Below are 21,128 nucleotides of genomic sequence, written 5' to 3' on the forward strand. Positions count from 1 at the left end.
CTCCTACCAGCTGCTGCGCACCTGCCGGATGATCCGGCGCCGCAGCAACACCGTGCGGCTGCCGTCGGGGAAGAGCCGTAGCCTGTCCAGCTCCCAGTGTCCGTACTCGGCGTGCTCGGTGAGGAGCTGCCGGGCCGCGTTGCGCGTCGTGCCACGCGGCATGCGCAGCGACTGGTACTCGTACTCGGGCTGTCGGACCAGTTTCGGTGGGGTCAAGATTCGCCTCCTGCGCGACGTCTTCAGGCAAGCCTACGACTTGCCTCCGACGGTGAGACCAGCGCCGGTTCTCGGCCCGGACCGGCCTCACGCCGGGCTCCGGGGAAACGCCGGCTGATGCTCGGTCAATTCCCCCCGAACGACGGCTTCCGCCCTCTGTCAGGAAGTCTCTACCCGCGCCGACGGCCACGAAAGCGCCGCACACGAGGCGCGCGGGGGCGGGCGCACCACCCCCGCGCGAGTTCTCGCAGGAGCCCGGAGGCGGCGTGGTGAGGGGTGTGCAGGGCGGGCGCAGAAGCACATGGTTCGGACATCACGGGTCAAGTTGCCGGGGTTTCGCAAACTGAGAGCGGAACCCCTGTGCGCCCCGGGCCCCGGTACGGATAGCGTCTGACCCATGTCTGATGCCGCGCAGCTCACCCGCACCGAGGTACGCGAAGCCGCCGAGGCGGTCAAGGCCGCCATCGACCGCCATTTGGAAGCGGTGTCCAGCACCACCGCTGACGACGATCCGGCGGTGTTCGCCGCGTACGAGGAGTTGGCCGCGGCGGCCATCCACTACGACCAGCTGCTGTACGAGGTCTATGACGAGGTCACCCCCTTCGAGGTCCCCGGCGACGGTGGGCCCGGCAGTTACCAGGGACCGGAGGAGCCGGAGGCGATCAGCGTGCTGATCCGCCGCGACTACCGGATCGCCGACCCCCGGCGGCTGCGCGTCCAGGCGGAGCGCCTGGACGACTCGCTGCCCGCCGTGGCGGACGCGGCGGAGGGCGTGACGGCCGCGGTCGGGATCGTCTTCGGCGAGTACGACCCGGACGAGATCGCCGCCCGCGCGGAGGAGTTCGGCCTCGAGGAGGGCGACTCGACGCTCTGGGTGACGGTGGCCGAGCCGACCGAGCCCGGGGAGTGGCTGGCCGAGCCGTTCGACAGCCCGGACCCGCAGCTGCTGCTCTGCCGGTTCGACGTCAGCGAGGTCTACGACGAGGACGAGATCGAGTAGGGCTCGTCGGACAAGCCGTACGGCCCACCCGGCCTACCCGCCCACCCGGCCTACCCGCCCACCCGGCCCACACGGCCTGTCCGGCCGCCGGGCCGAGGGGTGTACTCCGCAGCACCGCACCCCTCGGCCCGGCCCGCAGCCGTCAGTACGCCTGTTCCGTGTGCTCCGCCAGGATCGCGCGCAGCCGGGTGGTGCGGGCGGCGGCCGGGCGCTCGGCGACGGCCTGGGCCAGCGCGGGGCCGGCGGCGTGCACCACGGACAGGTGGCGCTCGGCCCGGCTGAACGCCGTGTACACCCACTGACGGGTCAGCGCGGCGGCGGCGTCCTCGGGCAGCACCACGACCACGCCCGGCCAGCGCCGCCCGACGGCCTGATGGGCCGTCAGTGCCCAGCCGTGGCGCAGCCGGTCGACCTGGGCGGGCGGCAGCAGCAGTTCCTCGCCGTCGGCCAGGGCCAGCCGCAGCCCGGTGGCCTCGCCGCCGAGCACGGAGCCTGGGCGGTTCACCCCGGGCAGCGGGGAGTAGACCACCCGGTCCCCGGGGTCGAAACCGGCGAACCGCCCGGGACCGGGGTTCAACTGGGCCTTGGCGGCGCTGTTGAGCGCGCGGGTGCCCGCCTCGCCGCCGTGGCCGGGGGTCAGCAGCACGGTCTGCTCGGCGGGAATGCCGAGCGCGCGCGGGATCGAGTCGGTGAGCAGCTGGACGGCGCGGTGGACGGCCTCGCCTGCGCCGCGCGCGGTGAGGATCACCACCTCCTTGTCCGGTGCCTCGACACTCTGCAGCTCACCGATGCCGATCCCGGAGACCAGCTCGCCGATCGGGCTCAGGTCAGGGGTGCGGGAGGCGACCACGGGGCAGGCCTTGGCGGCGAGCAGGTCGGCGAAGAGCCGGCCGGGACCGGCCGACCAGAGCTGGCCCGGGTCGCCGGACAGCACCAGCCGGGTGCCGTCCGCCAGCGCCTCCACCAGGGTGGCGGCCAGTTCGAGGTCGAGCAGCGGTGCGTCCTGGACGATCAACAGGTCGACGGCGAGCGAGCCGTCGTCGGCCCGGCCGGGAGCGTTGCCGACGGGGACGGCAGGGCCGGCGCCGCCCAGCAGTTCGGCCAGCGTCAGCGAAGGGGCGCTGCCGGTGGCCGTCCCGGCGGGCAGCAGCTCGGTCAGCGCGTCCCGGCCGTGCTCGCTCCAGGCGGCGGCCCAGGCCCGCAGCCCCAGGCCGCGCGCGGCGGCGAGCAGGGCGGCGAGTTCGGCGCGGGCGGCGGCGTCGCCGGTGTGCAGCACGAGCGGGTTCGCGGCGACGGCCCGTAGCAGGGCGGCCGCGGAGGACGACGGCGCGGCAGCGGCAGCAGCCTCCCACGCTTCGGCGGAGGGCCGCGCCGGGACGAGCTCACCAGCCGCGCCCTCGTCGACCGGCTCCTCGCCGGTCGCCCCTTCGCCGGCCGCCCCCTCGCCGGCTGCCTCTTCGCCGGTCGCCCCCTCGGCAGCGTCATCCCCACCAGCAGCCTCCGGCACGGGCGGCTCGAAGGTCGACATGATCCGGACCAGGCCGTCCGCCGCGCTGTCCTCGGCGAGCGCCAGGCGCTCCAGCGCGAGCAGCATTCGCACCGGAGGCTCCGCGTCCTCGGCGGCGGAGTGCGCGCCGGGGCCGGTCTCCTCCTCCTGAAAGGGCATCACCCGGCCGTCCAGCACGGCCTCCTGGAGCGCCTGCTCGGGTTCGGGCAGGCCGAGCTTGGCCAGCCCGGCCTGCAGTTCGCCCGCCTCCAGCGCGGAGTGGCCGCGGACGGCGGCCTGCTCCAGCAGCCAGACGGCCAGCGCCTGCCCCCGCCGCGGGTCGCCGGGGCCGGCCTGCTGGCCGAGCAGCGCGCGGGCGAAGCCGTCCGCCTGCTCGGGGCGTACCCCGGGAAGCGCGAGCAGCGCCCACGGGTCGGCGCGCAGGGCCTCGCCGGCGCCCTCGCCGAACGCGGTCAGGGCGGCCGACGCCAGCGCGGCGACGGCGGGCGCGGGAGCGCCGCCGGCCGTCAGCACCTCGCCGACGGCCCGCAGGGCAGCCGCCCGCGCCTCGTCGGAGGCAGCGACGGGAGCGGAACCGGCACCACCGGCGGCCCCGGACCCGGCGCCACCACCGGAACCGGCCCCGTCACCGCTGCCGGCCCTGCCAGCACTCCCAGCTCCGCCGGCACCGCCCCCGATCGTCCGGATCGCCTCGGCCAGCGCGGCCACCTCCGCCGCCCGCCGCGCACCGCCGTCGGCCGCACCACCGTCGGCCCCGCCCCCCGCCTCAGCGCCCCCCGCCTCGGCGCCCGCCGCAGCCGGCACCGCCTCCGAACGCGGCTCGGGCACCGCCTCCACGCGCCCCTCGGCCCCCGCCACCGCGTCAGCCCGCGTCACCGCCCCGGCACCGGCCGGCTCGGCTCCCGCCGCTCCGGCCGCCTCGGCCCCCGCCACCCCGGGTGCCACCTCGGGCGCTGCCTCAGGTGCCGCCCCGGGCGCCGCCTCAGCTGCCGTCCGAGCCTCGGGCTCCGTCTCCTGCGGGCCCTCGCCCGGGTCCTGCGTCTGACTCACAGTTCGTTCCAGTCCTGATCAGGGTAGCGACGCACCGGCGCCGAGATGTCGTCGAGCGCACCGCGGATCTCATCCGGAAGCGTAAGCGCCTCCACCGACAGCGCCGCCTGCAGCTGTGCCGCCGTGCGCGCGCCGACGATCGCGCTCGCGGTGCCGGGGCGATCGCGCACCCACGAGAGTGCCACCGCCAGCGGGCTGCTCGCCAGGCCGTCGGCCGCGGTGGCCACGGCGTCCACGATGCGCCGGCTGCGATCGCCGAGGTAGGGCTGCACGAAGCCGGCCAGGTAGGGCGAGGCACCCCGGGACTCCTGCGGGATGCCGTGCCGGTACTTGCCGGTCAGCACCCCGCGCCCCAGCGGCGAGGAGGCGAGCAGTCCGACGCCGGCGTCCATCGCGGCCGGCAGCACCTCGCGCTCGACGCCGCGCTGCAGCAGCGAGTACTCCATCTGGGTGCTGGCCAGCGGCACCCGGCCCACGGCGCAGCGCTGCCAGGTCGCCGCCTTGGCGAGCTGCCAGCCGCTGTAGTTGCAGACGCCGACGTAGCGGGCCCGGCCGGAGCAGACGGCCAGGTCCAGTGCGTGCAGAGTCTCCTCGGCCGGGGTGCCCGGGTCGAACGCGTGCACCTGCCACAGGTCCACGTGATCGGTGCCCAGCCGGCGCAGCGAGGCGTCCAGCCCGGCGAGCAGCTGTCCGCGCGAGGCGTCGAAGCGGCGCGTGGCGTCCGGCGCGCTGCCGGACTTGGTGGCGATCACCAGTTCGGAGCGCGGGATCAGACTGTCCGTCAGGCGGGAGAGCAGGTACTCGGCGCCGCCGTCGGCGTAGACGTCCGCGGTGTCGACGAGGGTGCCGCCGGCGTCCACGAACTCCTTCAACTGCTCGGCGGCCTCGTGCTCGTCGGTGTCCCGGCCCCAGGTCATGGTGCCCAGGCCCAGCCGCGAGACGCGCAGACCGGTGCGGCCGAGATGACGCTGCTCCATGGCAGGGTGACCCCCTCGATCGTGGTGTGAACGCCGCCGCCGCGCGCCGGTCCGCGGCGCTGGAAGCGCCTGCTCAAGGCGGCGGAAAGGACGGCGGACGGCGGCGGAAGGGACGGCGGAAGGCCGGCACTGCCGAGCGTAGTGGGCGGCCCGCGGCCCGCCGCGCAGACCTGCCGGGCAACGCTCCCGGACCTGCAGAAACGGTGCGCCCAGGCCGGTGGCGCACGGCGCGCGCGATGTGACCCGCGCCACTACTACCGGTCAGTAGCAGGCCCTCGCCCACCCGGCTACCCTCGGCTCCAAACCCCCTCCCGAAAGGCGTGGCAGCTATGCGACTTGGCATCAACCTCGGTTACTGGGGACTCGGTCTGGACGCCGACAACATCGCCGTCGCCCAGGAGGCGGACCGCCTGGGCTACGCGGTCTGCTGGGCCGCCGAGGCGTACGGCTCGGACGCGGCCACCGTGCTCTCCTACGTCGCGGCGAAGACCGAGCGGATCGACGTCGGCTCGGCGATCTTCCAGATCCCGGCCCGCACCCCGGCGATGACCGCGATGACGGCCGCGACCCTGGACACCCTGTCCGGCGGGCGGTTCCGGCTCGGGCTCGGGGTCTCGGGGCCGCAGGTCTCCGAGGGCTGGTACGGCGTCAAGTTCGACAAGCCGCTCGCCCGCACCCGGGAGTACGTCGAGATCATCCGCAAGGCGATGGCGCGCGAGCGGCTCACCCACGAGGGCGCCAACTGGACGCTGCCGCTGCCCGGTGGCCCGGGCAAGGCGCTCAAGCTCACGGTGGTGCCGGTGCGCGAGCACATCCCGCTCTACATCGCGGCGATCGGCCCGAAGAACCTGGAGCTGACGGGCGAGATCGCCGACGGCTGGCTCGGCATCTTCTTCTCGCCCGAGCACGCCGCGGCCTCGCTCGACCCGTTGGCGGCGGGCCGGGCCAAGGCCGGGCTGACCCTGGAGGGCTTCGACCTCTGCCCCACGGTGCCGATCTCGGTCGGCGAGGACATCGCGGCGGCCGCCGACACCCAGCGCGACTACACCGCGCTCTACATCGGCGGCATGGGCAGCAAGGACAAGAACTTCTACAACCAGCAGGCGCGGCGGATGGGCTTCGAGCAGGCCGCCGAGGAGATCCAGCGGCGCTATCTGACCGGTGACAAGGCGGGTGCCGCGGCGGCCGTGCCGCAGGAGCTGATCGACGCGACGGCGCTGCTGGGCACCAAGGAGCGGATCGCGGACCGGATGCAGGCCTACGCCGCGGCCGGTGTCACCACCCTCACCCTGTCCCCGGCGGGTTGGACGCTCGAGGAGCGGGTCGCGGCGCTGCGCACCGGCGTCGAGGCGCTGGAACTGGCCGGCCTCGCCTGATTCCTCCCGCCCGGCAGCGCCCCGTCGGGTACCCCTCGGCCTACGGACCGCCGCGCCCGGACCCGTAGGCTTGGGGCATGCCCACTCTCCTGTTGGTACGCCATGGCAGGTCGACCGCGAACTCCGCCGGGATCCTCGCCGGTTGGACACCCGGTGTGGACCTGGACGAGAACGGCCGGGCGCAGGCCGACGCACTGGTCGAACGGCTGGCCGGCGTGCCGCTGGCCGCGGCGGTGAGCAGTCCGCTGGAGCGCTGCCGGCAGACCCTGGCCCCGCTGCTGGCGGCCCGCCCCGAGCTGGGCGAGCCGACGCTCGACGAGCGGTTCGGCGAGTGCCACTACGGCGAGTGGACCGGGCGCCCGCTGGCCGAACTGGCGCTGGAGCCGCTCTGGCGCACGGTGCAGGACCACGCCTCGGCGGCTGCCTTCCCGGGCGGCGAGACGCTGCGGGCGCTGAGCCACCGCACGGTGGCCGCGGCCCGCGAGTGGGACGAGAAGATCGCCGCCGAGCACGGACCGGACGCGGTCTGGGTCGCCTGCACCCACGGCGACGTGATCAAGGCGGTGGTGGCCGACGCGCTCGGTCTGCACCTGGACCACTTCCAGCGGATCAACGTCGACCCGTGCACGGTCACCGCGATCCGCTACACCCCGCTGCGCCCGTTCCTGCTGCGCATGGGCGACACCGGCAACCTGCGCGGCCTGGCCCCGAGGCCGCACGCCAAGAAGGACGGGAACGCCGACGGCGCGAGCGGCGACGCGGTGGTCGGCGGCTCCACCGGCACCGACTGACCGGGGCGCCGAAGCCGTAGGGTGAAAAGGCGCGCCCGTCCCCACCCGCCCCAGAATTCCTGACCCCCGACCCGTTACACACCCCGGAGCGAGAGAGTGCCCCGACAGGTCTTCTTCTATGACCAGCCCGAGCGGTTCGTGGCCGGCACCGTCGGCCAGCCCGGCTCGCGGGCGTTCTTCCTGCAGGCCAGCGCGCGCGGCCGGATCACCAGCGTGCTGCTGGAGAAGACGCAGGTCGCGGCGCTCGCCGAGCGGGTCGAGGAGGTGCTGGACGAGGCGCTGCGGCGCAGCGGCGGGCAGGCGCCGATTCCGGCCATGGCGCCGACGGAGCTGGTCGACACCGCGCCGCTCGACCTGCCGCTGGAGCAGGAGTTCCGGGTCGGCACCATGGCGCTGGCCTGGGACAGCACCGAGGGGTACCTGGTGGTCGAGGCGCAGGCGGTGATCGAGGGCCCCGAGGACGCCGACGACGAGGAGGCCGAGCTGGCCTTCGAGGACGACGAGAACGGCCCGGACATGCTGCGGGTGCGGCTGACCGGTGCGATGGCCCGGGTCTTCGCCAAGCGGGCGCTCGACCTGGTGGCGGCCGGCCGCAAGCCGTGCCCGTTCTGCAACCTGCCGCTGGACCCGGAGGGCCACCTGTGCCCGCGTCAGAACGGTTACAAGCGCTGAACACCGACCAGGATCCGACGGACCAGGCCGCCCCCGCCGCCGAGGAGGGCCCGCGGCCGGACGGCGCGCCGGCCGAGGACGGCCCGGACATACCGGAGGCCGACCCCGCCACCGGCGCCGCCCTGGCCGCCGACGTCCCGGCCGCGCTGGAGCTGCTGCGCGACGGCGAGCTCACCGTGCACGGCCGGATCACCGACGCCTCCAACGCGGCGCTCTACTGCTCCCTCACCCTCGACGGCCTCTCGGCTCCGTGCGTCTACAAGCCGGTGGCCGGCGAGCGCCCGCTGTGGGACTTCCCCGACGGCACCCTGGCCGGGCGCGAGGTGGCGGCCTACGAGCTGGCCGCGGCCACCGGCTGGGCGCCGATCCCGCCGACCGTGCTGCGCGAGGGCCCGTACGGCTCCGGCATGGTGCAGATCTGGGTCGAGCCCGACCCCGGGGCGGCCCCGCTGCTGGCCCTGCAGGATCCGGCCGGGCCCGAGCAGGGCTGGCTGCCGATCATCGAGGCCCAGGTCGGCGAGGGCCGCACCGCGCTGCTGGTGCACCTGGACGACCAGCGGCTGCGCCGGCTCGCGGTGGTCGACGCGGTGCTCAACAACGCCGACCGCAAGGGCGGCCACCTGCTGTCGGCCGCCGACGGCCGGATCTACGGGATCGACCACGGCGTCACCTTCGCGGCGACCGGCAAGCTGCGCACGCTGCTCTGGGGGTGGGCCGAGCAGCCGCTGACCGAGGAGGCGGTGGAGATGCTGGACCGCCTGCGGGCCGAGCTGGCGGGCGGCCTGGGGGAGCGGCTGCGTCCCCACCTGACGCAGGTCGAGCTGGCGGCCACCCGTGAGCGGGTGGCGGACCTGCTGCGTGCCGGACGGCACCCGGTGCCCTCGCAGGAGTGGCCCTCGATCCCCTGGCCGCCGGTCTGAGCACCGGCTGCCGGCCGGCACGCCGACTGGCGGCGCGAGCTCCGGCCCGCCTGAGCGACCGCTTGTTTCAGCCGATTCCGCATACTGGTTAGCCTTTCAAATGATCGCAAGGTTAGAGTCATTTTCATGCATGCCTGGCCCGCCTCCGAGGTTCCCGCCCTGCCTGGTCAGGGACTCCCCCTGCGTATCCACGACACCGCCGCGGGCACGATCCGAGAGGTCGTGCCGAGCGGCCCGACCGCCCGCCTCTACGTCTGTGGCATCACCCCGTACGACGCCACCCACCTGGGCCACGCCGCCACGTACAACACCTTCGACCTGATCCAGCGGGTCTGGAAGGACGCCGGCCACGACGTCCACTACGTCCAGAACGTGACGGACGTGGACGACCCGCTGCTGGAGCGCGCGGTCGCCACCGGCCAGGACTGGACCGAGCTCGCCGAGCGCGAGACGGCCCTCTTCCGCGAGGACATGACGGCGCTGCGGATCCTGCCGCCGGCCCACTACATCGGCGCGGTCGAGTCGATCCCGTGGATCGTGCCGCTGGTCCAGAAGCTGCTGGAGAGCGGCGCCGCCTACCGGCTGGACGGCGACATCTACTTCTCGGTCGAGGCCGACCCCCGGTTCGGCGAGGTCTCCGGGCTGAGCCGCGAGGAGATGCTGCCGGTCTTCGGCGAGCGCGGTGGCGACCCGGACCGCCCCGGCAAGCGCCACCCGCTGGACGCGCTGCTCTGGCTGGCCGCCCGCGAGGGCGAGCCGGCCTGGGACACCGAGCTGGGCCACGGCCGCCCCGGGTGGCACATCGAGTGCGTGGCGATCGCGCTGGAGTACCTGGACATGTCCTTCGACATCCAGGGCGGCGGCAGTGACCTCGTCTTCCCGCACCATGAGATGGGTGCCGCCCACGCCCAGGCGGCCACCGGTGTCCACCCCTTCGCGCGGGCCTACGTGCACGCGGGCATGGTCGGCCTGGACGGCCACAAGATGTCCAAGTCGCGCGGCAACCTGGTCTTCGTCTCCGCCCTGCGCCGCGACGGGGTGGACCCGGCCGCGATCCGCCTGGCGCTGCTCGCGCACCACTACCGGTCCGACTGGGAGTGGACCAAGACCACGCTGGACGAGGCGCTGGAGCGCCTCGCCCGCTGGCGTGCCGCCGTCTCGCGCCCGGACGGGCCGTCGGCCGAGCAGCTGCTCGCCGAGGTGCGGGCCGCGCTCGCCGACGACCTGGACGCGCCCGCTGCGCTGGCCGCCGTGGACCGCTGGGCCGAGCAGCAGGCCGCCACCGGAGGCGAGGACACCGGCGCGCCCGGCCTGGTCTCGCGCACGGTGGACGCGCTGCTGGGCGTGGCGCTCTGACACGAGGGCGCTGACGCGAGAGCGCTGATGCGAGGGCGCTGACGCACCCGTCCCGACCCACCGGCTGTGACGCTGACCTTCGGCGCCGCGGCCCGGCACCGCGGTGGTCTACCTACCGCCCGGTGTCCGGGCCCGCGGCGCCGCTGCCGTTGGGCGCGCCGGGCCCCCGGGCCGGACGGTGGCCGTTCGAGCCCGGGACGGTGAGCGCACCGAACTCCAGCGCCTCCTGACCGGGCACCTCCACCGACGCCACCGGCACCGGCGGCACGGATGGCACGGGCGGCACCTGCACGGGGGGCACCTCCACCGGTGGCACCTCCACCGGCGGCACTTCCACGGCCGCCGCGGGCGGCACCTCCACCGGTGGCAGATCCGCAGGCTCGGGGGAATCCGGCGCGGCCGGAGCAGTGGCCGGCTCGGCGGTCCGCTCGCGCTGGGCCTCCTGGTTCTTCGTCGAGCTGTCCAGGAACCGCAGTAGCTCGACCGGGAACGGCAGCACCAGCGTCGAGTTCTTCTCGGCGGCCACCTCCACCACGGTCTGCAGCAGCCGCAGCTGGAGCGCGGCCGGGGTGGCGCTCATGATCGCGGCCGCCTCGGAGAGCTGCTTGGAGGCCTGGAACTCGCCGTCCGCCGTGATGATCCGGGCCCGCCGCTCGCGGTCGGCCTCGGCCTGCCGGGCCATCGAGCGCTTCATCGACTCGGGCAGCGCGACGTCCTTGATCTCCACCCGGTCGATCTCGATGCCCCAGCCGAGTGCGGGGCTGTCCAGCATCAGTTCCAGGCCCTGGTTGATCGGCTCGCGGTTGGCCAGCAGGTCGTCGAGCTCGCTCTTGCCGATGATCGAACGCAGCGAGGTCTGGGCGACCTGGGAGATGGCGAACTGGTAGTCCTGCACGTTGACGGTGGCGCGCACCGGGTCGACCACCCGGAAGTAGACGACCGCATCCACCCGGACCGTCACGTTGTCGCGGGTGATGCCCTCCTGCCCCGGGATCGGCATGGTGACGATCTGGACATTCACCCGGCGGATCCGGTCGGCCACCGGCAGCAGCATCACCAGGCCGGGATCACGGATCTGGGAGCGGACCTTGCCGAAGCGGAACACCACACCGCGCTGGAACTGCTGCACCACCCGGATGCTCAGTGCCCCCCAGGCCGCGCCCAGCACGACGAGTACGCCGATCGCCCCCAGGATCGCATCCAGGATCAACATGGCTGATCACCTCGGCCCGCACCGGTTCGGACCTCCACGGTACTCCGCAGGTGGGACGGACGAGGCGGGCCCGAACCCTCCGCCAGGCCCCGCCGGACCAGCCGCCGCCCCGCCGCCCAGGCCCCGCACCGCCGGCGCCGCCCCCCGGGCCGACCCGCCGTCCCGGCCGTCCCGGCCCGGCCGACCGGCACGCCGCCCATGGCGGAAAATGGTCTAGACCCTTGACAGGTATCGGTCCTGACGGGTGGACTGGTCGCGGTCGATGACCGGCGGCTGCCCGACGCCGGTCATCGACCGCAAGCAGCCGGCTGCTGACCCGTGCTCAGCGGGTGCTGCCCTTGCCGTCGGCCCCGTCCGCCCCCGCGCCGTTGGTGTCCGCGCCGTCCGCGCCGGCGCCGTCCGGATCCGCACCGTCGGTGCCTCTGCCGTCCGGCCCGTCGCTCGCGCCGCCCTCGGCCCCCTCGTCGCCGGCCTCGCCGTCGCCCGCGCGGTGCTCGCCGCCGTGCTGCTCATCCGCGTCCGCGTCCGGCTCGGTGCCGCCGGTGCTCGGGCCGCTGGGGCCGTCGGCCCCGCGTTCCGCGATCGCCCGCCCGGCCACCGGCTTCTCGCCCGCCGGGCCCTGGTTGTCCCGGCGGCGCAGATAGCGCTCGAACTCCCGCGCGATCGCCTCGCCGCTGGCCTCCGGCAGCTCGGCGGTGTCCTGCGCCTCCTCCAGCTGCTGCACGTACTCGGCCACCTCGCTGTCCTCGGCGGCCAGTTGGTCCACGCCCAGCTGCCAGGCCCGGGCGTCCTCGGGCAGTTCACCCGGCGGGATCCGCAGGTCGAGCAGGTCCTCCAGCTTGTTCAGCAGCGCCAGCGTCGCCTTCGGGTTCGGCGGCTGCGCCACGTAGTGCGGCACCGCGGCCCAGAGCGTCACCGCGGGCACGCCCGCGTGCGCGCACGCTTCCTGGAGCACGCCGACGATGCCGGTCGGCCCCTCGTAGCGGCTCTCCTCCAGGTCCAGCCGCCGGGCCAGGTCCGCGTCCGAGGTGACACCGCTGACCGGCACCGGGCGGGTGTGCGGGGTGTCCCCGAGCAGGGCGCCGAGGATCACCACCAGCTCCACTCCCAGCTCGTGCGCGAAGGCCAGCAACTCGTTGCAGAACGAGCGCCAGCGCATGCTCGGCTCGATCCCGCGCACCAGGACCAGGTCCCGCGGGGTGGGGTCGGTCAGCCGGACCACCGAGAGCCGGGTGGTCGGCCAGGTGATCCGGCGCACGCCGCCGTCCAACCAGACCGTGGGCCGGTTGACCTGGAAGTCGTAGTAGTCCTCCGCGTCCAGGGCGGCGAACACCTTGCCGCCCCAGGTCTCGTCCAGTTGTCCGACCGCCGTGGAGGCGGCGTCGCCCGCGTCGTTCCAGCCTTCGAAGGCACAGACCATGACCGGGGCGATCAACTCGGGAACATCTTCCAGCTCGATCACCCAGCGTCTCCCTCCGGCCGGCGCGACCGCCTCTGCCGCCCCGGGGCCGGTTCACGGCGACCCTGCGGGCAGTTGCGGACGACCGGCTGCCGACTGCTCTCCTCACGTGGAACGCTCCGTTCCACGGACCCTACCTGCCCAGCCTACGGGCTTTGAAGCGCGCCGATCCCGACGGGCCGCCGGCCTGCGGGGGCCGTGGGGACAGGCGTGCGGACAGTCTCGGCCGCCCGTCCCACGAGTGCCACTGGTTATCGCGCGCGGGTCACCCCGCGCCGTCCGCCCGCGGCAGCCCCGGGTCGGCCCCGCCGCGCGGGCCGTCAGCCGCCCAAGGCGTCCGACACTGCCGGCAGGTAGCCGTGCGCCTGGCCCTCGGAGGTGGGGTGGAAGGACTCCCACAGGTGCAGCAGCACGATGCCGGTGATCCACTCGGAGCCGCCCGGCGCGCACACGCCGTGCCCGTCGAAGGCGGCCCGCGGGTCGGCGAACCGCGCGTGGTGCGCGCCGGCCTGCTGCTGGATCAGCTCGTCGAGCCGGTCGGTCAGCTGGTTGAAGCGCGCCCGGCGCGATTCGGTGCCCGCCCAGCAGGTGCCGGCCGCCTTGGCCTGGAGCAGGTGCGGATAGCCGGTGACCACCACCCGGGCGCCCGGCGCCGCCTGCGCGATCGCACCGAGCAGCTGGTCGTACTTGCCCGGCAGGGTGTCGCGCAGCAGCTGCGCGCTGTGGTCCAGTGCGCCGTTGCAGGCGCTCTCGGTGGTCAGCGGCTGCAGGCAGTGGACCACCGCGTCGCTGAAGTCGAGGTCGTTGCCGCCCACGGTCAGCGTCACCTCGCCGGTGCCGGCGGGCAGTTGGGGGAGCTGGCCGGTGCGGACGTCGTCGGTGGTCGCCGAACTGCAGGCGCGGTCGGTGAACGCGCCGCCCGGGTGGGCCGCGGCCCACAGCGCCGGGTACGCCCGGGTGCTGCGGTGGCAGTCGCCGCTGGCCGGGTCGTAGGAGCCGGCGGCGACGCCGGCGGCGTAGGAGTCGCCGAGCGCCACATAGCCGGTGGGCGCGGCCGCGGCGCGTGGTGCGACGGCCAGGAACAGCAGGGGGAGTGCGGCGAGAGCAGCCAGTCCGCGGCGGCTCGTGCGGTGGCACGGAGAGCTCATGGCCACGCATCGTAGTGGTTCGACCGCGATGCGTGTCCGAGGCTCACGGCTGTCGGCGAGGCCTCACGGCTGACAGATGAAGGGTGTGGTGACGCTGAGCGCGGTGAAGCCGAGCCGGGCCAGGATCGGGCGGCTCTGGTCGGAGGCGTCCACCTGGAGGTAGCGGTAGCCGCGCTCGACCGCCAGCCGCGCGCGGTGGGCCACCAGCGCCCGGTAGATGCCGCGCCCGCGCCACTCGGGCGCGGTCCCGCCGCCCCACAGGCCGGCGAACGAGCTGCCCGGCAGCATCTCCAGCCGGGCGCCGCAGACCGGCTCGTCGCCGGCCAGCGCGACCACCACGGCGAGCGTCTGCGGGGCCTCGGCCAGTTGGTCGAGCAGTCGCCGGGTGAGGTGCGAGCCGTCGCTCTCGAAGGCCTGCTCGTGGGCCCGGGCCAGCAGGTCGATGCCCGTCCGGTCGGTCTCGGTGCGCAGCCGGATCCCCTGCGGCAGCTCGACCTCGCCGGTCAGGGCAGCGGCCTCGGCCACCATCAGCGTCTCGGCCGGCTCGGGGACCAGGCCGGCCGCGCGCAGCCGGTCGGCCAGGTCGGCGGGGCGGTCGTGGCTGTAGTGCTTCCACTCGAACTCCCGGCCCAGCGCGCCGAAGTAGGCCACCTGCTCGGCGATCGCCGCGTCGGCACCGGCCTCGTCCAGGTCCGACCAGAGGACGGCGGACCAGCCGTGCTCCCCGCCGTCCTGGCGCACCACGCCACCGACCCGCTCGACCACGGCGCCCGGCCCGTCCGGCGGCATCTCCTGACGGGCCTCACGGTCGAATCTGGCCAGCACGTGCGCAGCATCCATGCGGTCAGCAGAACAGCACGGGCGCTCGGTGGCAACTGGTTTTCCCCGTGCCCCGTCGCCGTGGTCACGGGTCCGGCCCGAGGCCGGGGCACCCACCGAACGCAGTGCGCGGCGGCTGCCCGTCGGCCGGTGGCCGAAAATCGACGGCCGGTGCCGGACGTCGGACCAGCGTCCTATCGTTGGGCCCATGACGACTTCCGACCAGAGCCCGACGACCAAGGTCGACTTCTACTTCGACCCGATCTGCCCCTTCGCCTGGATCTCCTCCCGCTGGATCCTGGAGGTGGAGAAGCACCGCGACCTGGACCTCAACTTCCGGGTGATGAGCCTGTCCGTGCTGAACGACGGCCGCGAGGACCTGTCCGAGCAGTACAAGGAGCTGCTGGGCCGCGGCTGGGGCCCGGTCCGGGTCTGCATCGCCGCCGCCGAGCAGCACGGCCCGAAGGTGCTGCGCGACCTCTACACCGCGCTGGGCACCCGGATCCACAACGGGGACAACAAGGACTACTCCGAGGTCATCCCGCAGGCGCTGGCCGAGGTCGGCCTGCCGGCCGAGCTGGCCGCCGCCGCGAACAGCACCGAGTGGGACGAGGCGCTCAAGCGCAGCCACCACGAGGGCATGGACGCGGTCGGCGAGGACGTCGGCACCCCGACCATCCACATCGACGGGGTGGCCTTCTTCGGCCCGGTGCTGACCGCGATCCCGCGCGGCGAGGAGGCCGTCAAGGTCTTCGACGGCGCCCGCCTGCTGGCCGGTTTCCCGAAGTTCTTCGAGCTGAAGCGCACCCGCACGGGCGAGCTCGACTTCAGCTGAGCCCGGACGCCGCCGGGGCCCGACGGCCACTGCCGACGGGCCCGGCGGCGTGCTCGGCCCCGGCGTGCTCGGCCCTCGACCCGCGGTGCGCTCGGTCCCCCGGAGCGGTCAGCACCCCAGTTCGCGGGCCAGGAACCGCACCGAGGCGGTCACCAGCGCCGGTACGTCCGGACAGCCCGCGAAGATGTGCGCCGCACCCGGCACCAGGCGCAGTTCGGCGCGCCCGCCCGCCTTGAGCAACTCCTCGTGCAGCCGCTCGCTGTGCGCGCTCGGCACCGTCACGTCGGCCAGGCCGTGGATCAGCAGCGCCGGCGGCGGGTCGGCCGGCACCTGCGCCACCGGGCTTGCCTGCGCGGCGAGTCGGGCCAGCTCGCGCGGTGCGCCGCCGAGCAGCCGCCCCTCGCTGGAGTCCGGGTCCAGGGGTGAGCGGACCGACAGGTCGGTGATCGGGTACCACAGCACCAGGGCGGCCACGCCCCTCGCGCCGTCCGCCCCCTCGGCCGAGCGTTCGCCGGCGCCGCGCGCATCGGCGAACGCCGCCAGCGCCGCGAGCGCCGCCCCCGCCGACTCGCCCCACAGCGCGATCCGCCCGCCGTCCAGCCCGAGCGTCGCCGCGTTGCGCCGCAGGAAAGCCAACGCCGCTGTCAGGTCGGCCAGTTGTGCCGGGAACCGGGCCTCGCCGGAGAGCCGGTAGTCGACCGTGGCGACCGCGATCCCGGCCCCGGTCAGCGCCGCCCACAGCGCCCCGGGCGGCACCGTCTCCGGCGGGTGGCGGCGGTCGCCGGAGTGGAAGCCGCCACCGTGCACCCAGACCACCAGCGGCACCGCGGCGCCGTCGGCCGGGGCCGGTGGCAGGTGCAGATCGAGCAGCAGCGGCCGGAACCCGGGCTCCACCGCGTAGGTGAGCCCTTCGAAGACGAGTCCGCCCGCAGCGGACTGACGCGGTATCACCATCGGAGGATCAGCAGACATGCCGGCCACGCTACCCGGCTGCCGCGCCGACCCCGCCGGACCGGCCCTCGGCCGTGCGACCTGCCGTGCGACCAGCCGTGCGACCGGCCTCCGGCCGCCCCGGCGACCCCTGTCGGCCAGGCCGGCGCGGACCTGCCACAGCCCGTCCGCCGTCCTCACGCGAACCGTCGCCGCGGTTCCCGGACTCACCCCGATGGCCCACGATTCGGAATGCCCGCGATGGACGGTGCCCGAGCCGGATACGCTGACGGGGTGCGTCCCCGTTCGGAGGGGACCGCATAGCCGACAGCCGTCGCACCCAGGGAGTAGCCCCATGGCCACCAGTGTCCCCTCAGCTGCCCAGTCAGCCGCCCAGCAAGCCCGCGCCACCGCGCTGCGCGAAGCCCTCGCCAGCCGGGTCGTCGTCGCCGACGGCGCGATGGGCACGATGCTGCAGGCGCAGAATCCGACCCTCGCGGATTTCCAGGACCTGGAGGGCTGCAACGAGATCCTGAACGTCACCCGGCCCGACATCGTGCGCGGGGTGCACGAGGCGTACTTCTCGGTCGGCGTGGACTGCGTGGAGACGAACACCTTCGGCACCAACTACGCGGCGCTGGGGGAGTACGACATCCCCGAGCGGATCTTCGAGCTGGCCGAGGCCGGTGCCCGGATCGCGCGCGAGGTGGCGGACTCCTTCAGCACCGAGGACCACCCGCGCTGGGTGCTCGGCTCGATCGGCCCCGGCACCAAGCTGCCGACCCTGGGGCACACCACCTTCGAGCTGGTCCGCGAGGGATTCCAGCAGAACGCGGCCGGCCTGCTGGCCGGCGGTGCGGACGCGCTGCTGGTGGAGACCAGCCAGGACCTGCTGCAGACCAAGGCGGCCATCCTGGGCTGCAAGGCGGCGCTCGCCGAGGCCGGCCTGGACGTGCCGGTGATCTGCTCGGTGACGGTGGAGACCACCGGCACCATGCTGCTCGGCTCCGAGATCGGCGCCGCGCTGACCGCGCTGGAGCCGCTGGGCATCGACTACATCGGCCTGAACTGCGCCACCGGCCCGGCCGAGATGAGCGAGCACCTGCGCTACCTGGCCAAGAACGCCCGGATCGGGCTCTCCTGCATGCCGAACGCGGGCCTGCCGGTGCTCGGCAAGGACGGCGCGCACTACCCGCTGACCCCCGCCGAGCTGGCCGACGCGCACGACACCTTCACCCGCGAGTACGGCCTCGCGCTGGTCGGCGGCTGCTGCGGCACCACCCCCGAGCACCTGCGCCAGGTGGTCGAGCGGGTGCGCGGCCGGGAGGTCGTCCGGCGCGACCCGCGCCCCGAGCCGGCCGCCGCCTCGCTCTACCAGTCCGTCCCGTTCCGCCAGGACACCTCCTACCTGGCGATCGGCGAGCGCACCAACGCCAACGGCTCCAAGAAGTTCCGCGACTCGATGCTGGCCGGCGACTGGCAGGCCTGCGTGGAGATCGCGCGCGGCCAGATCCGCGACGGCTCGCACCTGCTGGACCTGTGCGTCGACTACGTCGGGCGCGACGGGGTGGCCGACATGCGCGAGATCGCCGGCCGGCTGGCCACCGCCTCCACCCTGCCGATCGTGCTGGACTCCACCGAGCCGGCCGTGCTGCGCGCCGGGCTGGAGCAGCTGGGCGGCCGGGCCGTGCTCAACTCGGTCAACTTCGAGGACGGCAACGCCCCCGACTCCCGCTTCGGCCGGATCGCCTCGCTGGCCCGCGAGCACGGTGCCGGCGTGATCGCGCTGACCATCGACGAGGAGGGGCAGGCGCGCACCGCCGAGACCAAGGTGGCGATCGCCGAGCGGCTGATCGAGGAGCTGACCCGCGACTACGGGATCGAGGAGGGCTCGATCCTGGTCGACTGCCTGACCTTCACCCTCGGCACCGGTCAGGAGGAGTCGCGCCGCGACGGCATCGAGACCATCGAGGCGATCCGCGAGCTCAAGCGCCGCCACCCGGGCGTGCAGACCACGCTCGGCCTGTCCAACATCTCCTTCGGCCTGTCGCCCGCGGCCCGCCAGGTGCTGAACTCGGTCTTCCTGCACGAGTGCGTGCAGGCCGGCCTGGACTCGGCGATCGTGCACGCCTCCAAGATCCTGCCGATCGCCCGGATCCCCGAGGAGCAGCGCGAGGTCGCCCTAGACCTGGTCTACGACCGCCGCCGTGACGGCTACGACCCGCTGCAGAAGCTGCTCCAGCTCTTCGAGGGCGTCTCCTCCGCCTCCAGCGCGGCCTCCCGGGCCGAGGAGCTGGCGGCGCTGCCGCTGGAGGAGCGGCTCAAGCGCCGGATCATCGACGGCGAGCGCGAGGGCCTGGAGGCCGACCTGGACGAGGCGCTGACCCAGCGTCCGGCCCTGGAGATCGTCAACCAGACGCTGCTGGACGGCATGAAGACGGTCGGTGAGCTGTTCGGCTCGGGCCAGATGCAGCTGCCCTTCGTGCTGCAGTCCGCCGAGGTGATGAAGAACGCGGTGGCCCACCTGGAGCCGCACATGGAGAAGTCCGACGACGAGGGCAAGGGCACCATCGTGCTGGCCACCGTCAAGGGCGACGTCCACGACATCGGCAAGAACCTGGTGGACATCATCCTGTCCAACAACGGCTACACCGTGGTCAACCTCGGCATCAAGCAGCCGGTCTCGGCGATCCTGGAGGCCGCCCAGGAGCACCAGGCCGATGTGATCGGGATGTCCGGACTGCTCGTCAAGTCCACCGTGATCATGAAGGAGAACCTGGAGGAGCTCAACCAGCGCAAGCTGGCCGCCCAGTACCCCGTGATCCTGGGCGGGGCCGCGCTCACCCGCGCCTACGTCGAGCAGGACCTGCACGCCATCTACGAGGGCGAGGTCCGCTACGCCCGGGACGCCTTCGAGGGCCTGCGGCTGATGGACGCGCTGATCGCGGTCAAGCGCGGGGTGCCGGGGGCCGCGCTGCCCGAGCTGCGCCAGCGCCGCCACGCCCGGGTGGAGGTGACGGAGCCGGAGGAGGTCAACCTCGGCCAGGTCCGCTCCGACGTCTCGGTGGACAACCGGCTGCCCACGCCGCCGTTCTGGGGCGACCGGATCGTCAAGGGCATCCCGTTCGCCGACTACGCCTCCTGGCTGGACGAGGACGCGCTCTTCAAGGGCCAGTGGGGCCTGAAGGCCGCGCGCAGCGGCGAGGGGCCCTCCTACGAGGAGCTGGTGGAGACCGAGGGGCGCCCGCGGCTGCGGATGTGGCTGGACCGGCTGCAGACCGAGGGCTGGCTGGAGCCGGCCGTGATCTACGGCTACTACCCCGCCAACTCCAAGGGCGACGACCTGATCGTCTACCACGAGGACGGCACCGAGCGGACCCGCTTCACCTTCCCGCGCCAGCGGCGCGGGCGGCGGCTGTGCCTGGCGGACTACTTCCGCCCCGAGGAGTCCGGCGAGCGCGACGTGGTGGGCCTGCAGGTGGTCACCATGGGCAACCGGGTCTCCGAGGCGGCCAACGAGCTGTTCGCCGCCAACGCCTACCGCGACTACCTCGAACTGCACGGCCTGTCCGTCCAACTCGCCGAGGCGCTGGCCGAGTTCTGGCACGCCCGGGTCCGCTTCGAGCTGGGCTTCGGCGACGAGGACCCGCAGGACATCCGCGACATGTTCCAGCTCAAGTACCGCGGTGCCCGCTTCTCGCTCGGCTACGGGGCCTGCCCCGAGCTGGAGGACCGGGCGAAGATCGCCGAGCTGCTGAAGCCGGAGCGGATCGGCGTGGTGCTCTCCGAGGAGTTCCAGCTGCACCCCGAGCAGTCCACCGACGCGATCGTCATCCACCACCCGGAGGCGACGTACTTCAACGCGCGGTAATCCACCGGTCGCGCGCCGTTCGCCAGGGTGCGCGTATCCTGGACGACCCCGTGACACCGGCGGGGCCCAGCAGCGAAGGGGCGTGCCCGCATGACGACCGTCGACACCAGCATCCCGAACCTCGGTGCCCCGGGCGCCAAGGGCCCGCAGGCGGTGCTGGTGGACATGGACGGCACGCTGGTGGACACCGAGCACTTCTGGTGGGAGGCCGAGGCTTCGCTCTTCGCGGACCTCGGCCACCCGCTGGACGACACCCACCGGGTGCAGCTGGTCGGCGGCCCGATGAGCCGGGTGATCGACATCCTGCTCACGGCCACCGGGCTCGAACTGGACCCGGCCGAGGTCGCCGCCGGGATCAACCGGCGCTTCGTCGAGCTGCTGGACGGCGGGGCGCCGCTGATGCCCGGGGCCGCCGAGCTGCTCGCGCTGCTGGTCGAGCACCGGATCCCGGCGGCACTGGTCTCCGCCTCGCACCGGCCGATCATCGACCTGGTGCTGAAGAACCTCGGCGACCACCCGTTCGCCTTCTCGGTGGCGGGCGACGAGGTGGCCCGCACCAAGCCGGACCCGGAGCCGTACCTGACGGCGGTGCGCCGTTTCGGCGCCGAGCCCGGTCGCTGCGTGGTGATCGAGGACGCCCCGCTGGGCGTGGCGGCCGGCGAGGCGGCCGGCTGCCCGGTGATCGCGGTGCCCTCGGTGGCGCCGATCGCCGCCGCGCCCGGTCGCATCGTGCTGCGCTCGCTGGCCGACCTCGACCTCGCCCTGCTGCGCTCGGCGGTCACCGCCCGCGTGTGACGCTGATCACCTCGCAACCCTGAGCCCGCATCCCACTGGGCCGATCGGTTCGGGTCGAAACAGGACATCGGCGACAAGTCGCTGAAACTCCCAGCGATTTCTCATACTCCGTATGCGCTCTGCGGTCAAACGACCGGCCGGTCGTGTGGCAGGCTGCTGCGATCTATCCCGACACGCTTGGGCAGAGCGTGTG

General features: G+C 74.0%; 17 protein-coding genes. 9 read left to right on the forward strand and 8 right to left on the reverse strand.

The features are described from left to right. Positions 1-3 precede the first annotated feature (3 nt). Positions 4-201 (reverse strand): DUF5703 family protein, encoded by a 198-nt coding sequence (locus OG294_RS31755; protein ID WP_221521849.1) that lies wholly within the window; start codon positions 199-201, stop codon positions 4-6. Positions 202-613: 412 nt separating this feature from the next. Here OG294_RS31755 and OG294_RS31760 point away from each other — a divergent pair, with 412 nt between their 5' ends. Continuing rightward, entirely contained in the window at positions 614-1,216 is a 603-nt protein-coding gene (locus OG294_RS31760; protein ID WP_327069998.1) for a hypothetical protein, read from the forward strand. Positions 1,217-1,358: 142 nt separating this feature from the next. Here OG294_RS31760 and OG294_RS31765 read toward each other — a convergent pair whose 3' ends face one another. Further along, positions 1,359-3,773, reverse strand: a complete 2,415-nt coding sequence (locus OG294_RS31765; protein ID WP_327069999.1) for an ATP-binding domain-containing protein — start codon at positions 3,771-3,773, stop codon at positions 1,359-1,361. Beyond that, a complete protein-coding gene (locus OG294_RS31770) occupies positions 3,770-4,750 on the reverse strand; it encodes an aldo/keto reductase (protein WP_327070000.1) in 981 nt (326 codons plus the stop codon). Before OG294_RS31770 ends, OG294_RS31765 begins: the two co-directional genes overlap by 4 nt. Positions 4,751-5,079: 329 nt before the next feature. Here OG294_RS31770 and OG294_RS31775 point away from each other — a divergent pair, with 329 nt between their 5' ends. The 5 genes from OG294_RS31775 (at position 5,080) to mshC (ending at position 9,865) form a co-directional block, all read left to right on the forward strand. Further along, positions 5,080-6,126 (forward strand): LLM class F420-dependent oxidoreductase, encoded by a 1,047-nt coding sequence (locus OG294_RS31775; RefSeq protein WP_327070001.1) that lies wholly within the window; start codon positions 5,080-5,082, stop codon positions 6,124-6,126. A gap of 77 nt (positions 6,127-6,203) precedes the next feature. After that, positions 6,204-6,917 carry a histidine phosphatase family protein gene (locus OG294_RS31780; protein WP_327070002.1) on the forward strand — a complete coding sequence of 238 codons (714 nt, stop codon included), beginning with the start codon at positions 6,204-6,206 and terminating at the stop codon, positions 6,915-6,917. A gap of 96 nt (positions 6,918-7,013) precedes the next feature. Continuing rightward, complete coding sequence (locus tag OG294_RS31785) at positions 7,014-7,589, forward strand: DUF3090 domain-containing protein (protein ID WP_327070003.1); 576 nt, start codon at positions 7,014-7,016, stop codon at positions 7,587-7,589. Positions 7,590-7,678: 89 nt separating this feature from the next. Further along, positions 7,679-8,509, forward strand: a complete 831-nt coding sequence (locus OG294_RS31790) for an SCO1664 family protein (RefSeq protein ID WP_442789372.1) — start codon at positions 7,679-7,681, stop codon at positions 8,507-8,509. 126 nt (positions 8,510-8,635) lie between these two features. Then, the gene (gene mshC / locus OG294_RS31795) at positions 8,636-9,865 is read left to right on the forward strand and encodes a cysteine--1-D-myo-inosityl 2-amino-2-deoxy-alpha-D-glucopyranoside ligase (RefSeq protein ID WP_327070004.1); all 1,230 of its coding nucleotides are present in this window, start codon (positions 8,636-8,638) and stop codon (positions 9,863-9,865) included. Positions 9,866-9,977: 112 nt separating this feature from the next. On the opposite strand, the gene OG294_RS31800 is transcribed toward mshC, so the two are convergent. The 4 genes from OG294_RS31800 to OG294_RS31815 all read right to left on the reverse strand — a co-directional run bounded on the left by OG294_RS31800 (position 9,978) and on the right by OG294_RS31815 (position 14,525). Then, on the reverse strand, positions 9,978-11,078 hold the full coding sequence (locus OG294_RS31800; RefSeq protein WP_327070005.1) for a slipin family protein: 1,101 nt from the start codon (positions 11,076-11,078) through the stop codon (positions 9,978-9,980). A 322-nt stretch (positions 11,079-11,400) separates the two neighbouring features. Beyond that, positions 11,401-12,540: a PAC2 family protein gene (locus tag OG294_RS31805; RefSeq protein WP_327070006.1), complete on the reverse strand. Its 1,140-nt coding sequence runs from the start codon at positions 12,538-12,540 to the stop codon at positions 11,401-11,403. 317 nt (positions 12,541-12,857) lie between these two features. After that, positions 12,858-13,685 (reverse strand): SGNH/GDSL hydrolase family protein, encoded by an 828-nt coding sequence (locus OG294_RS31810; RefSeq protein ID WP_327070007.1) that lies wholly within the window; start codon positions 13,683-13,685, stop codon positions 12,858-12,860. A 63-nt stretch (positions 13,686-13,748) separates the two neighbouring features. Continuing rightward, positions 13,749-14,525 (reverse strand): GNAT family N-acetyltransferase, encoded by a 777-nt coding sequence (locus OG294_RS31815; RefSeq protein WP_327070008.1) that lies wholly within the window; start codon positions 14,523-14,525, stop codon positions 13,749-13,751. A gap of 187 nt (positions 14,526-14,712) precedes the next feature. Between OG294_RS31815 and OG294_RS31820 the strand changes: the two genes are divergently transcribed. Further along, complete coding sequence (locus OG294_RS31820) at positions 14,713-15,339, forward strand: mycothiol-dependent nitroreductase Rv2466c family protein (RefSeq protein ID WP_327070009.1); 627 nt, start codon at positions 14,713-14,715, stop codon at positions 15,337-15,339. A 108-nt stretch (positions 15,340-15,447) separates the two neighbouring features. Here the strand turns inward: OG294_RS31820 and OG294_RS31825 are convergent, their stop codons facing one another. Next, a complete protein-coding gene (locus OG294_RS31825; protein WP_327070010.1) occupies positions 15,448-16,311 on the reverse strand; it encodes an alpha/beta hydrolase in 864 nt (287 codons plus the stop codon). 313 nt (positions 16,312-16,624) lie between these two features. Between OG294_RS31825 and metH the strand changes: the two genes are divergently transcribed. Both metH and OG294_RS31835 read left to right on the forward strand, forming a co-directional pair. Beyond that, entirely contained in the window at positions 16,625-20,140 is a 3,516-nt protein-coding gene (gene metH, locus OG294_RS31830) for a methionine synthase (protein ID WP_327070011.1), read from the forward strand. A 90-nt stretch (positions 20,141-20,230) separates the two neighbouring features. Next, on the forward strand, positions 20,231-20,935 hold the full coding sequence (locus OG294_RS31835; RefSeq protein ID WP_327070012.1) for an HAD family hydrolase: 705 nt from the start codon (positions 20,231-20,233) through the stop codon (positions 20,933-20,935). Positions 20,936-21,128 lie beyond the last annotated feature (193 nt).

Source organism: Kitasatospora sp. NBC_01302 (assembly GCF_035976515.1).
Taxonomy (GTDB): domain Bacteria; phylum Actinomycetota; class Actinomycetes; order Streptomycetales; family Streptomycetaceae; genus Kitasatospora.